Below are 13,727 nucleotides of genomic sequence, written 5' to 3' on the forward strand. Positions count from 1 at the left end.
TTTATACAGTGTTTTTGAAATTTCTGACAATTCCCGCCTTAGGTCGATTCGCTCGTTCGTGTCCGCTTTTGATCGCGGACAGTTATGTGTGGAACACATTGATGTTCAATCGCCCTTGAAGCTGTCTTTTACGACCCCATATAGGCCGGCAGATGAGCGAGTCGAGCTCGCCGACGACATTGAGAGGAGAGAATTCATGGCTGATGAGCAGAAGCTGGACGAACTGAATCCGAACGCCGACAAAGCCGCCGAAGCGGATTCCGAGGATCTGGTTGCGCGCGTGCAACTGCTCGAAGAGCAGGTTGCGGCTGCCCAGGATCAAGCCCTGCGCACTGCGGCCGATCTGCAGAACGTGCGCCGCCGCGCCGAGCAGGACGTGGAAAAGGCCCACAAATTCGCCCTGGAGAAGTTCGCTGGCGACCTTCTCCCGGTCATCGACAGCCTGGAGCGCGGCCTGGAGCTGTCCAGCCCGGACGATGAAAGCATCCGTCCGATGCGCGAAGGCATCGAACTGACCCTGAAGATGTTCCAGGACACCCTCAAGCGCTACAACCTCGAGGCCATCGATCCGCACGGCGAACCCTTCAATGCCGAGCAGCATCAGGCGATGGCCATGCAGGAAAGCGCCGAAGTCGAGCCGAACAGCGTGCTCAAGGTGTTCCAGAAGGGTTATCAGCTCAACGGACGCCTGCTGCGCCCGGCCATGGTCGTGGTCAGCAAGGCCCCGGCTCCGGTTTCGCCTTCCATCGATGAGAAGGCTTGAAATTAGCCGGATGGCCCCCATCTAGGTGTCAAGCGTTTAAGTGCTACCGCAGTTGGCAACCACCGCTGCGGCAACCAAATCCAAAGTTTCGGGAGAGTTAACATGGGCAAAATCATCGGTATCGACCTGGGGACCACCAACTCCTGCGTCTCCATTCTGGAAAACGGCAACGTCAAGGTGATCGAGAACGCCGAAGGCGCTCGCACCACTCCGTCGATCATCGCTTACGCCAACGACGGCGAAATCCTGGTTGGCCAGTCGGCCAAGCGCCAGGCCGTCACCAACCCGCACAACACCCTGTACGCGGTAAAACGTCTGATCGGCCGTCGCTTCGAAGAAGAAGTGGTGCAGAAAGACATCCAGATGGTTCCGTACAAGATCGTCAAGGCTGACAACAACGACGCCTGGGTCGAAGTCAACGGCCAGAAAATGGCTCCGCCGCAAATCAGCGCCGAAGTCCTGAAGAAGATGAAGAAGACCGCCGAAGACTACCTCGGCGAAGCAGTGACCGAAGCGGTCATCACCGTTCCTGCTTACTTCAACGACAGCCAGCGTCAGGCTACCAAGGACGCTGGTCGTATCGCCGGTCTGGACGTCAAGCGCATCATCAACGAACCGACCGCCGCTGCGCTGGCCTACGGTATGGACAAGGCCAAGGGCGACCACACCGTCATCGTTTATGACCTGGGTGGCGGTACCTTCGACGTCTCCGTGATCGAAATCGCCGAAGTCGATGGCGAGCACCAGTTCGAAGTACTGGCAACCAACGGTGACACTTTCCTCGGTGGTGAAGACTTCGACATCCGTCTGATCGACTACCTTGTCGAGGAATTCAAGAAAGAAACCGGCATGAACCTGAAGGGCGACCCTCTGGCCATGCAGCGTCTGAAGGAAGCTGCCGAGAAGGCCAAGATCGAGCTGTCCTCCAGCCAGCAGACCGACGTCAACCTGCCGTACATCACTGCCGATGCGACCGGTCCGAAGCACCTGAACGTGAAGATCTCCCGCGCCAAGCTGGAGTCGCTGGTCGAAGACCTGGTTCAGCGCACCATCGAACCTTGCCGTATCGCCATGAAGGACGCCGGTATCGACGTCAGCAAGATCGACGACGTGATCCTGGTCGGTGGCCAGACCCGTATGCCGCTGGTGCAGAAAACCGTTGCCGAGTTCTTCGGCAAGGAAGCGCGCAAGGACGTCAACCCTGACGAAGCCGTTGCCATGGGTGCTGCGATCCAGGGCGCCGTTCTGGCTGGTGACGTGAAGGACGTTCTGCTGCTCGACGTCAGCCCGCTGACCCTGGGTATCGAAACCATGGGTGGCGTGATGACCGCGCTGATCGAGAAGAACACCACCATCCCGACCAAGAAGTCGCAGGTGTTCTCGACTGCCGACGACAACCAGAGCGCCGTGACCATTCACGTGCTGCAAGGTGAGCGCAAGCAGGCCGCACAGAACAAGTCCCTGGGCAAGTTCGACCTGGCCGAGATTCCACCAGCGCCACGTGGTGTTCCACAGATCGAAGTGACCTTCGACATCGACGCCAACGGCATCCTGCACGTCGGCGCCAAAGACAAGGCCACCGGCAAGCAGCAGTCCATCGTGATCAAGGCCAACTCCGGTCTGTCCGAGGAAGAAATCCAGCAGATGGTCCGCGACGCTGAGGTCAACGCCGAGGAAGACCGCAAGTTCGAAGAGCTGGCCGCTGCCCGCAACCAGGGTGACGCGCTGGTCCACTCGACTCGCAAGATGGTCGCCGACGCCGGTGACAAGGTGACTGCCGAAGAGAAGACCGCTATCGAAGCTGCCGTGGTCGCTCTGGAAGCTGCCGTGAAAGGCGACGACAAGGCTGCCATCGAAGCCAAGGTCGAAGAGCTGTCGAAAGTCTCCGCGCCGGTTGCCCAGAAGATGTACGCCGAACAGGCCGAGAAGCCGGAAGCTGGCGCTCAGGCCCAGCAGGCTGACGAAGCCAAGCACGACGACGTCGTCGATGCCGAGTTCGAAGAAGTCAAAGACAACAAGTAATTGCTGTTCGTTGTCGGCCGGTTGACTGATGTTTGATGTTGACTGGTAGGATGTCGCCGCGCGGGGGCTTGCTCCCGCGTTGGCGTGTCTGGAATACCCGAATTTTTTCCAGCACTGGTTTCAGGCCGGTGCTGACGGCACAGCGCTGATGCGCAGAGGTTTGCCGAACGTCCTCAAGAGTGCAAAGAACCATGGCAAAGCGTGACTATTACGAGGTTCTGGGGGTCGAGCGAGGTGCGAGCGAGGCTGATCTGAAGAAGGCCTACCGTCGCCTGGCGATGAAGCATCACCCGGACCGTAATCCCGATAACAAAGAGTCGGAAGAGCTGTTCAAGGAAGCCAACGAGGCTTACGAAGTGCTTTCCGATACCAGCAAGCGTACGGCGTACGACCAGTACGGTCATGCCGGCGTCGACCCGAGCATGGGTGGCGGCGGTGCCGGTTTTGGTGGTGCCAACTTCTCCGACATCTTCGGTGATGTCTTCAGTGATTTCTTTGGTGGTGGCCGTGGTGGTTCCCGCGGCGGCGCACAGCGCGGCAGCGATCTGCGCTACACCCTGGAGCTGAATCTGGAAGAAGCGGTACGCGGTACCACGGTCAATATCCGTGTGCCGACACTGGTCAACTGCAAGCCGTGTGACGGCTCGGGTGCCAAGAAGGGTTCGTCCCCGGCAACCTGCCCGACCTGTGGTGGTATCGGCCAGGTGCGCATGCAGCAGGGCTTCTTCTCGGTGCAGCAGACCTGCCCGCGTTGCCAGGGGCAGGGCAAGATCATCACCGATCCGTGCGACTCCTGCCACGGCGAAGGCCGCATCGAAGAGTACAAGACCCTGTCGGTGAAAGTGCCGGCCGGTGTCGATACCGGTGACCGCATCCGTCTCTCCGGCGAAGGCGAGGCCGGGACCCAGGGTGGCCCGACCGGCGACCTGTATGTGGTGATCAATGTGCGCGAGCACCCGATCTTCCAGCGTGATGGCAAGCACCTGTACTGCGAAGTGCCGATCAGCTACACCGACGCGGCACTGGGTGGCGAGCTGGAAGTGCCGACCCTCGATGGTCGGGTCAAGCTGAAGATTCCGGAAGGCACTCAGACCGGCAAGCAATTCCGTCTGCGCGGCAAGGGCGTGGCCCCGGTGCGTGGTGGCGGTGCTGGCGACCTGATGTGTCGTGTGGCGGTCGAGACCCCGGTCAACCTGAGCCGTCGTCAGCGTGAGCTGCTCGAAGAGCTGCGTGCTTCCCTGGAAGGCGACAGTTCCCATTCGCCCAAGGCCAGTGGCTGGTTCGAGGGTGTGAAACGCTTCTTCGGCGATCTGTAAAAGGAACGAGACATGCGACGTATTGCGGTAATGGGCGCGGCAGGGCGCATGGGCAAGACGCTGGTCGAGGCGATCCAGCATGCACCGGGCGCCGGCCTGACTGCGGCGGTGGATCGTCCCGACAGCACGCTGGTCGGGGCGGACGCCGGTGAGCTGGCGGCGCTGGGCCGGATCGGCGTACCGATCTCGGATGATCTGGCCAAGGTGGTGGAAGAGTTCGATGTATTGATCGACTTCACCCATCCGTCGGTCACCCTGAAGAACCTGGCGTTCTGCCGCAAGGCGGGCAAGGCCATGGTCATCGGTACCACCGGCTTCAGTGCTGAAGAGAAGCAACTGCTGGTCGAGGCGGGCAAGGAGATTCCAATCGTCTTCGCCGCCAACTTCAGCGTCGGCGTAAACCTCTGCCTGAAGCTGCTCGACACCGCTGCACGGGTGCTGGCGGACGAAGTGGATATCGAGATCATTGAGGCTCACCATCGTCACAAGGTCGATGCACCGTCCGGTACCGCGCTGCGCATGGGGGAGGTGGTTGCCCAGGCGCTGGGGCGTGATCTGAAGGAAGTGGCGGTCTATGGTCGTGAGGGTCAGACTGGCGCTCGTGATCGTCAGACCATCGGTTTCGCCACCGTGCGTGCCGGCGATGTGGTCGGTGATCACACCGTGCTGTTCGCTGCCGAAGGCGAGCGCGTCGAGATCACCCACAAGGCCTCGAGCCGCATGACCTTCGCCAAGGGGGCGGTGCGTGCAGCCATGTGGCTGGATGGTCGCGAGCCAGGCCTGTACGACATGCAGGACGTGCTCGAACTGCACTGATCCGCTATCCGCTCTACCCGGGAGCGGGTCGGTCGTTTTTGATCGACCCGCTCCCGCGGCCCTCTCCGATGCGCCCTGTCGCATTCCTGCGTCTTTCAGACACATCAGTGGTAGACCAAAAAAGCATATTTCTGTAAGCTACAGCTTTAGTGTGTCCACTAAAAGCGCGCAGATAATTCGACGAAGAAAGCGGGGTGACGTGTCTATACGTCATTCCGCTTTTTTGCAACCTGCGATCGCCCCTTCAGGCTTGATTTACGGGAGGTCTTCTTGACTAAGCCAGCCATACTCGCCCTTGCCGATGGCAGCATTTTTCGCGGTGAAGCCATTGGAGCCGACGGTCAGACCGTTGGTGAGGTGGTGTTCAACACCGCAATGACCGGCTATCAGGAAATCCTGACTGACCCTTCGTACTCGCAACAGATCGTTACCCTGACTTACCCACACATCGGCAACACCGGCACTACCGCCGAAGACGCCGAGTCCGACCGCGTCTGGTCGGCTGGTCTGGTCATTCGTGACCTGCCGCTGATCGCCAGCAACTGGCGCAACACCCTGTCCCTGAGCGACTACCTCAAGGCCAACAACGTCGTAGCCATCGCCGGTATCGATACCCGTCGCCTGACCCGCATCCTGCGTGAGAAGGGCGCTCAGAACGGCTGCATCCTGGCCGGCGACAACATCAGCGAAGAGGCGGCCATCGCCGCTGCCCGTGGTTTCCCGGGCCTGAAAGGCATGGACCTGGCCAAAGTGGTCAGCACCAAGACCGCCTACGAATGGCGTTCCAGCGTCTGGGAGCTGAAAACCGACAGCCACCCGACGATCGAAGCTGCCGACCTGCCGTATCACGTGGTTGCCTACGACTACGGCGTCAAGCTGAACATCCTGCGCATGCTGGTCGCTCGTGGCTGCCGCCTGACCGTGGTGCCGGCCCAGACCCCGGCCAGCGAAGTGCTTGCCCTGAATCCCGATGGCGTCTTCCTGTCCAACGGCCCAGGCGATCCGGAGCCTTGCGACTACGCGATCCAGGCGATCAAGGACATTCTCGAAACCGACATCCCGGTCTTTGGTATCTGCCTCGGTCACCAACTGCTGGCCCTGGCGTCCGGCGCCAAGACCGTGAAAATGGGGCACGGCCACCACGGTGCCAACCACCCGGTCCAGGACCTGGACACCGGCGTAGTGATGATCACCAGCCAGAACCACGGCTTCGCGGTCGACGAGGCCACCCTGCCGGGCAACGTCCGCGCCATCCACAAGTCGCTGTTCGACGGTACCCTGCAGGGCATCGAGCGTACCGACAAGAGCGCGTTCAGCTTCCAGGGCCACCCTGAAGCCAGCCCAGGCCCGACTGACGTCGCGCCACTGTTCGATCGTTTCATCGATGCCATGGCCAAGCGCCGCTAAGCATCCCTGCGAGAAGGCCCTGAACCGGCGCGCCCGGTTCAGCAGCGCCTGACCAAGATTGTTCAAGACGGCTTGCCGACTGACCTGCGGATTTGAGTGACAACCATGCCAAAACGTACAGACATTAAAAGCATCCTGATTCTCGGCGCCGGCCCGATCGTGATCGGCCAGGCCTGCGAATTCGACTACTCCGGCGCCCAGGCTTGCAAAGCCCTGCGCGAGGAAGGTTTCCGCGTCATCCTGGTGAACTCCAACCCGGCCACCATCATGACCGACCCGGCCATGGCCGACGCCACCTACATCGAGCCGATCAAGTGGCAGTCGGTTGCCAAGATCATCGAGAAGGAGCGCCCTGACGCGCTGCTGCCGACCATGGGTGGCCAGACCGCGCTGAACTGTGCCCTGGACCTGGAGCGCGAAGGCGTTCTGGAAAAATTCGGTGTGGAGATGATCGGTGCCAACGCCGACACCATCGACAAGGCCGAAGACCGTTCGCGCTTCGACAAGGCAATGAAGGCCATCGGCCTGGAGTGCCCGCGCTCCGGTATCGCCCACAGCATGGAAGAGGCCAATGCGGTCCTCGAGAAGCTGGGCTTCCCGTGCATCATCCGTCCGTCCTTCACCATGGGCGGCACCGGCGGCGGTATCGCCTACAACCGTGAAGAGTTCGAAGAAATCTGCGCCCGTGGTCTGGACTTGTCGCCGACCAAGGAACTGCTGATCGACGAATCCCTGATCGGCTGGAAAGAGTACGAGATGGAAGTGGTCCGCGACAAAAAGGACAACTGCATCATCGTCTGCTCGATCGAGAACTTCGACCCGATGGGCGTGCACACCGGTGACTCGATCACTGTTGCTCCGGCCCAGACCCTGACCGACAAGGAATACCAGATCATGCGCAACGCCTCGCTGGCGGTGCTGCGTGAAATCGGCGTCGAGACCGGCGGCTCCAACGTCCAGTTCGGTATCTGCCCGGACACTGGCCGCATGGTCGTCATCGAGATGAACCCGCGGGTATCCCGTTCGTCCGCCCTGGCCTCGAAAGCCACCGGCTTCCCGATCGCCAAGATCGCCGCCAAGCTGGCTGTCGGCTATACCCTCGACGAACTGCAGAACGACATCACCGGCGGCCGCACTCCAGCGTCATTCGAGCCGTCGATCGACTACGTCGTCACCAAGCTGCCACGCTTCGCCTTCGAGAAATTCCCGAAAGCCGACGCCCGCCTGACCACCCAGATGAAATCCGTGGGTGAAGTCATGGCCATCGGCCGTACCTTCCAGGAGTCGATGCAGAAAGCCCTGCGCGGCCTGGAAGTCGGTGTTTGCGGCCTCGACCCGAAAGTCGACCTGGCCAACCCGGAAACCCCAAGCATCCTCAAGCGTGAACTGACCGTTCCGGGTGCCGAGCGTATCTGGTACGTGGCCGACGCCTTCCGTGCCGGCATGACCCGCGACGAAATCTTCGCCCTGACCAGCATCGACCACTGGTTCCTGATCCAGATCGAAGACCTGATCAAGGAAGAAGAGAAGGTCAAGACCCTGGGCCTGGCCGCCATCGACAAGCAACTGATGCTGAACCTGAAGCGCAAGGGCTTCTCCGACCAGCGTCTGGCCAAGCTGCTGGGTATCACCGACAAGAACCTGCGCCGTCACCGCCACAAGCTGGAAGTGTTCCCGGTGTACAAGCGCGTCGACACCTGCGCCGCCGAGTTCGCCACCGACACCGCCTACCTGTACTCGACCTACGAGGAAGAGTGCGAGGCCAACCCGTCGACCCGCGACAAGATCATGATCCTGGGTGGCGGTCCTAACCGCATCGGCCAAGGTATCGAGTTCGACTACTGCTGCGTACACGCCGCGCTGGCCCTGCGTGAAGACGGTTACGAGACCATCATGGTCAACTGCAACCCGGAAACCGTCTCCACCGACTACGACACTTCCGACCGTCTGTACTTCGAGCCTCTGACCCTGGAAGACGTGCTGGAAGTGGTGCGGGTCGAGAAGCCGAAGGGTGTCATCGTCCACTACGGTGGTCAGACTCCGCTGAAACTGGCTCGCGCCCTGGAAGAGGCCGGTGTGCCGATCATCGGTACCAGCCCTGACGCCATCGACCGTGCCGAAGACCGCGAGCGCTTCCAGCAGATGGTTCAGCGCCTGAACCTGCTGCAGCCGCCAAACGCTACCGTACGCAGCGAAGACGAGGCCATCCGTGCCGCAGGCGACATCGGCTATCCGCTGGTAGTGCGTCCGTCCTACGTACTGGGCGGTCGTGCCATGGAAATCGTCTACGAACTGGACGAGCTGAAGCGCTACCTGCGCGAAGCCGTACAGGTCTCCAACGACAGCCCGGTTCTGCTTGACCACTTCCTCAACTGCGCCATCGAGATGGACGTGGATGCGGTCTGCGACGGCACCGACGTGGTGATCGGCGCGATCATGCAGCACATTGAGCAGGCCGGTGTTCACTCCGGTGACTCCGCGTGCTCCCTGCCTCCGTACTCGCTGCCTGCCCATGTGCAGGACGAAGTCCGCGAGCAGGTCAAGAAGATGGCCCTGGAGCTGGGCGTCGTCGGTCTGATGAACGTGCAGCTGGCCCTGCAGGGCGACAAGATCTACGTGATCGAAGTCAACCCGCGTGCTTCGCGTACCGTGCCGTTCGTTTCCAAGTGCATCGGCACCTCGCTGGCGATGATCGCCGCGCGCGTCATGGCCGGTAAGACCCTGAAAGAACTGGGCTTCACCAAGGAAATCATTCCGAACTTCTACAGCGTCAAGGAAGCGGTGTTCCCGTTTGCCAAGTTCCCAGGGGTTGACCCGATCCTCGGCCCTGAGATGAAATCCACCGGCGAAGTCATGGGTGTCGGCGACAGCTTCGGTGAAGCCTTCGCCAAGGCCCAGATGGGTGCCAGCGAAGTGCTGCCGACCGGCGGTACCGCGTTCATCAGCGTGCGTGACGACGACAAGCCGCAAGTGGCTGGCGTTGCCCGTGACCTGATCGCCCTGGGCTTCGAAGTGGTCGCAACTGCTGGTACCGCGAAGATCATCGAAGCGGCTGGCCTGAAAGTGCGTCGCGTGAACAAGGTGACCGAAGGTCGTCCGCACGTGGTCGACATGATCAAGAACGACGAAGTGTCGTTGATCATCAACACCACCGAAGGTCGCCAGTCGATCGCCGATTCCTACTCGATTCGCCGCAATGCGTTGCAGCACAAGATCTACTGCACCACCACCATTGCGGCCGGTGAAGCTATCTGCGAAGCGCTGAAGTTCGGTCCGGAAAAGACCGTTCGCCGCTTGCAGGATCTGCATGCAGGACTCAAAGCATGAGCATTACCAAGTACCCGATGACCGTCCAGGGCGCTCGCGCCCTGGAAGACGAACTGACCTTCCTCAGCAAGACCGAGCGCCCACGCCTGAGCCAGGCGATCGGTGAAGCGCGGGAGCTGGGCGACCTCAAGGAAAACGCCGAATACCATGCCGCTCGTGAAGAGCAGGGCATGGTCGAGGCGCGGATCCGCGATATCGAAGGTCGTCTGCAGAACTCGGTGGTGATCGACGTCACCTCCATCGCCCATACCGGCAAGGTGATCTTCGGTACCACCGTCGATCTGGAAAATACCGAAACCGGCGATCAGGTGAGCTACCAGATCGTTGGCGAGGATGAGGCCGATATCAAGAAGGGCAAGCTCTCGGCGAGTGCACCTATCGCTCGTGCCATCATTGGCAAGGAAGAGGGTGATGTCGTCGTGGTGAAAACCCCAAGCGGCACGGTCGAGTACGAGATTGTCGAAGTCAAGCACATCTGATACCGGCGTGCGCGGCCCTACCGTCGAAGCCGTCCTCTGGCAACTGGCCCAGGTGTTCTGGGTCGGTGGCCTGTGGGTGTTTCATGTTGGCCTGGTGCCGGCATTGAAGGTCAGCAGCCTGGCACCCTTGCTGGTGCAGGACATCGCTGTGCAGATCGATCGCTGGTTGATCGGTGTGGCGGCGGTGGGATTGCTGACCCAGCTGGCGGTGCTGGCGCGGGTGCGAGGTGTGTCGGCGTGGTGGCGACTGTTCAGCGGCAAGCTGCTGCTGGTCGGTTTCACTGCGTGCGTCGGTTATTACACGCTGCGCTACGGTGTTTCCGCCGGGGAGCGCTGGCAGGTGTTCTGCTTCGTCGTGCTGGGGCTCAGCGGTATCGCGCTGGTGGCCCAGCCCGTCCCGACCAGGGCGCGCAAGGCGCGCCGCTGACCGGCGCCACCGTTACTTGTAGCGGTGGATATTGGACAGTTGCTTGTTCGGCTGTGGGTTGCGGCGGTACAGCAGCACCATCTTGCCGATGATCTGGACCTGCTCGGCACGACCGACCTTGGCCAGCTCGTCCATGACAGCCCGGCGTTCTTCACGGTCTTCGAGCTTGACCTGCACCTTGATCAGTTCATGATCTACAAGGGCGCGCTCCAACTCGGCGAGGACACCTTCGGTCAAGCCATTGCCCGCCACGATCAGGACAGGTTTCAGGTCGTGACCAATGGCTTTGTACTGTTTCTTCTGCTCGTTATTGAGCGGCATAATCTGACCCTTTCGTCTGGATTCTGTAAAAATGGCGGCCATTTTACCCGAGGGCCCGTGGCTCCGCCCAGTTAATCACGACGCTTAATCATCGAGGTGCCCAGTGGCGCAGCGTTCCAAGAGCAGCCATAACTGGCTGAGAGAGCATTTCAACGATCCTTTCGTCAAACAGGCGCAAAAGGATGGCTATCGCTCGCGCGCGAGCTACAAACTGCTGGAGATCCAGGAAAAGGATCGCCTGATCCGTCCTGGTATGAGCGTGATCGACCTCGGCGCTGCGCCAGGTGGCTGGTCCCAGGTCACCAGTCGGCTGATCGGCGGGCAGGGTCGCCTGATCGCTTCCGACATCCTGGAAATGGACAGCATTCCCGACGTGACCTTCATCCAGGGCGACTTCACCCAGGACGAAGTGCTCGCACAGATTCTCGAAGCCGTAGGTAATTCGCAGGTAGACCTTGTGATTTCCGATATGGCCCCCAACATGAGTGGTACGCCTGCCGTCGATATGCCCCGGGCGATGTTCCTTTGCGAACTGGCGCTGGATCTGGCCAGCCGGGTCTTGCGTCCGGGTGGGGATTTTCTGATCAAGATTTTCCAGGGCGAGGGTTTCGACACTTACCTGAAGGACGTTCGTCAGAAATTCGACAAGGTCCAGATGCGCAAGCCGTCGTCTTCCCGTGATCGCTCACGTGAACAGTACCTGCTGGCAAGAGGATATCGCGGCGAATAAGGCGTCAGCGCGGCAGCTTTCAGGGGCTTCGATAGTATTTTCCAATCGGCGCTCCTGCCTGATGTGGATGAATATCGTGTAGTCTGGATTCACAAAGGGTTACAGACGGTGCCAACAGCCGTTGTAGGTAATGTAGTAAGTTAAGCCGCTGATTATCATGCGAGGCACGGTTGCGCCTAAACCGGCTTCAGAGGGTAGCTAATTGAACGATATGGCAAAGAATTTGATCCTGTGGTTGATCATCGCAGCCGTCCTGGTGACGGTGATGAACAACTTCTCCAGCCCGAATGAGCCGCAGACCCTCAACTATTCCGACTTCATCCAGCAAGTCAAGGATGGCAAGGTCGAGCGCGTCACGGTCGACGGTGCTGTCATTACCGGCAAACGCAATGACGGCGACACCTTCAAGACTATCCGTCCGGCTATCCAGGACAACGGGTTGATCGGCGATCTGGTCGACAATCACGTGGTGATCGAAGGTCGTCAGCCAGAACAGCAGAGCATCTGGACCCAGTTGCTGGTTGCCAGTTTCCCTATCCTGGTGATCATCGCGGTGTTCATGTTCTTCATGCGCCAGATGCAGGGCGGTGCTGGTGGCAAGGGCGGGCCGATGAGCTTCGGCAAGAGCAAGGCGCGCCTGCTGTCCGAAGATCAGGTCAAGACCACCCTGGCCGATGTCGCTGGCTGCGACGAAGCCAAGGAAGAGGTCGGCGAGCTGGTCGAATTCCTTCGCGATCCGGGCAAGTTCCAGCGCCTGGGTGGTCGTATCCCGCGCGGGGTGCTGATGGTCGGCCCTCCGGGTACCGGTAAGACCCTGCTGGCCAAGGCCATTGCCGGCGAAGCCAAGGTGCCGTTCTTCACCATTTCCGGTTCCGACTTTGTGGAAATGTTCGTGGGTGTCGGTGCCAGCCGTGTACGTGACATGTTCGAGCAAGCCAAGAAGCACGCTCCCTGCATTATCTTCATCGACGAGATCGACGCCGTGGGTCGCCATCGTGGCGCCGGCATGGGCGGCGGTCACGACGAGCGCGAGCAGACTCTCAACCAGTTGCTGGTAGAGATGGACGGTTTCGAAATGAACGATGGCATCATCGTCATTGCTGCTACCAACCGTCCTGACGTACTTGACCCGGCGCTGCTGCGGCCTGGTCGCTTCGACCGTCAGGTAGTGGTCGGCCTGCCGGATATCCGTGGTCGTGAGCAGATCCTGAAAGTGCACATGCGCAAGGTGCCTGTTGGCGAGAACGTCAACCCGGCGGTAATCGCTCGTGGTACCCCAGGCTTCTCCGGTGCCGATCTGGCCAACCTGGTCAACGAGGCTTCCCTCTTCGCGGCACGTGGCGGCAAGCGCGTGGTCGAGATGAAGGAGTTCGAGTTGGCCAAGGACAAGATCATGATGGGCGCAGAGCGCAAGACCATGGTCATGTCGGAGAAAGAGAAACAGAATACTGCGTACCACGAGGCGGGCCACGCTATTGTCGGTCGCATCGTTCCCGAGCACGACCCGGTCTACAAGGTCTCGATCATCCCGCGCGGTCGCGCACTGGGTGTGACCATGTTCCTGCCGGAAGAGGATCGCTACAGCCTGTCCAAGCGTGCGCTGATCAGTCAGATCTGCTCGCTGTACGGCGGTCGTATCGCCGAGGAAATGACCTTGGGCTTCGACGGCGTGACCACCGGTGCCTCCAACGACATCATGCGTGCCAGTCAGATCGCGCGGAACATGGTGACCAAGTGGGGCTTGTCGGAAAAGCTCGGCCCGCTGATGTACGCCGAGGAAGAAGGCGAAGTGTTCCTGGGGCGTGGCTCTGGTGGCCAGCACACCAACGTGTCCGGCGAGACCGCCAAGCTGATCGACTCCGAGGTGCGCAGCATCATCGATCAGTGTTATGCCACCGCCAAGCAGATCCTCACGGACAACCGTGACAAGCTCGATGCCATGGCCGATGCGCTGATGAAGTACGAAACCATTGACGCCGATCAGATTGACGACATCATGGCAGGCCGTACTCCGCGTGAACCACGCGACTGGGATAACGACTCCGGCACTTCGGGCACCACTGCTTCCCAGGGTGACCGTCCGGAATCCCCGATCGGTGGTCCCGCTGCGCAACACTAA

The 13,727-nt window shown here is 60.5% G+C and carries 11 protein-coding genes; 10 read left to right on the forward strand and 1 reads right to left on the reverse strand.

From position 1 onward, the window contains the following. Positions 1-196 precede the first annotated feature (196 nt). The 8 genes from grpE (at position 197) to ACODSK_RS14470 (ending at position 10,557) form a co-directional block, all read left to right on the forward strand. A complete protein-coding gene (gene grpE / locus ACODSK_RS14435; protein WP_489016978.1) occupies positions 197-763 on the forward strand; it encodes a nucleotide exchange factor GrpE in 567 nt (188 codons plus the stop codon). A 102-nt stretch (positions 764-865) separates the two neighbouring features. After that, positions 866-2,785, forward strand: a complete 1,920-nt coding sequence (gene dnaK, locus ACODSK_RS14440; RefSeq protein ID WP_489016980.1) for a molecular chaperone DnaK — start codon at positions 866-868, stop codon at positions 2,783-2,785. A gap of 191 nt (positions 2,786-2,976) precedes the next feature. After that, a complete protein-coding gene (gene dnaJ / locus ACODSK_RS14445) occupies positions 2,977-4,101 on the forward strand; it encodes a molecular chaperone DnaJ (RefSeq protein ID WP_330073067.1) in 1,125 nt (374 codons plus the stop codon). 12 nt (positions 4,102-4,113) lie between these two features. Further along, positions 4,114-4,917, forward strand: a complete 804-nt coding sequence (dapB, locus tag ACODSK_RS14450) for a 4-hydroxy-tetrahydrodipicolinate reductase (protein WP_489016982.1) — start codon at positions 4,114-4,116, stop codon at positions 4,915-4,917. Positions 4,918-5,187: 270 nt separating this feature from the next. Then, positions 5,188-6,324 carry a glutamine-hydrolyzing carbamoyl-phosphate synthase small subunit gene (carA, locus tag ACODSK_RS14455; RefSeq protein WP_489016984.1) on the forward strand — a complete coding sequence of 379 codons (1,137 nt, stop codon included), beginning with the start codon at positions 5,188-5,190 and terminating at the stop codon, positions 6,322-6,324. 105 nt (positions 6,325-6,429) lie between these two features. After that, complete coding sequence (carB, locus tag ACODSK_RS14460; protein WP_489016986.1) at positions 6,430-9,651, forward strand: carbamoyl-phosphate synthase large subunit; 3,222 nt, start codon at positions 6,430-6,432, stop codon at positions 9,649-9,651. Continuing rightward, entirely contained in the window at positions 9,648-10,130 is a 483-nt protein-coding gene (gene greA / locus ACODSK_RS14465) for a transcription elongation factor GreA (protein ID WP_489016987.1), read from the forward strand. Before carB ends, greA begins: the two co-directional genes overlap by 4 nt. Further along, a complete protein-coding gene (locus ACODSK_RS14470; RefSeq protein ID WP_489016988.1) occupies positions 10,108-10,557 on the forward strand; it encodes an MFS transporter in 450 nt (149 codons plus the stop codon). The genes greA and ACODSK_RS14470 overlap by 23 nt, the downstream gene beginning before the upstream one ends. Positions 10,558-10,569: 12 nt before the next feature. Here ACODSK_RS14470 and yhbY read toward each other — a convergent pair whose 3' ends face one another. Beyond that, positions 10,570-10,878 carry a ribosome assembly RNA-binding protein YhbY gene (gene yhbY, locus ACODSK_RS14475; protein ID WP_489016989.1) on the reverse strand — a complete coding sequence of 103 codons (309 nt, stop codon included), beginning with the start codon at positions 10,876-10,878 and terminating at the stop codon, positions 10,570-10,572. A 103-nt stretch (positions 10,879-10,981) separates the two neighbouring features. Here yhbY and rlmE point away from each other — a divergent pair, with 103 nt between their 5' ends. Next, positions 10,982-11,608: a 23S rRNA (uridine(2552)-2'-O)-methyltransferase RlmE gene (gene rlmE, locus ACODSK_RS14480; RefSeq protein ID WP_009404292.1), complete on the forward strand. Its 627-nt coding sequence runs from the start codon at positions 10,982-10,984 to the stop codon at positions 11,606-11,608. A 211-nt stretch (positions 11,609-11,819) separates the two neighbouring features. Beyond that, positions 11,820-13,727, forward strand: a complete 1,908-nt coding sequence (gene ftsH, locus ACODSK_RS14485; RefSeq protein WP_489016991.1) for an ATP-dependent zinc metalloprotease FtsH — start codon at positions 11,820-11,822, stop codon at positions 13,725-13,727.

Source organism: Pseudomonas sp. FG98 (genome assembly GCF_057808595.1).

Excerpts from the sequence above, each read along its gene's own strand:
- grpE (WP_489016978.1), top strand. The coding sequence starts at position 197 with ATGGCTGATGAGCAGAAGCTGGACGAACTGAATCCGAACGCCGACAAA.
- dnaK (WP_489016980.1), top strand. The coding sequence starts at position 866 with ATGGGCAAAATCATCGGTATCGACCTGGGGACCACCAACTCCTGCGTC.
- dnaJ (WP_330073067.1), top strand. The coding sequence starts at position 2,977 with ATGGCAAAGCGTGACTATTACGAGGTTCTGGGGGTCGAGCGAGGTGCG.
- dapB (WP_489016982.1), top strand. The coding sequence starts at position 4,114 with ATGCGACGTATTGCGGTAATGGGCGCGGCAGGGCGCATGGGCAAGACG.
- carB (WP_489016986.1), top strand. The coding sequence starts at position 6,430 with ATGCCAAAACGTACAGACATTAAAAGCATCCTGATTCTCGGCGCCGGC.
- greA (WP_489016987.1), top strand. The coding sequence starts at position 9,648 with ATGAGCATTACCAAGTACCCGATGACCGTCCAGGGCGCTCGCGCCCTG.
- yhbY (WP_489016989.1), bottom strand. The coding sequence starts at position 10,878 with ATGCCGCTCAATAACGAGCAGAAGAAACAGTACAAAGCCATTGGTCAC.
- ftsH (WP_489016991.1), top strand. The coding sequence starts at position 11,820 with ATGGCAAAGAATTTGATCCTGTGGTTGATCATCGCAGCCGTCCTGGTG.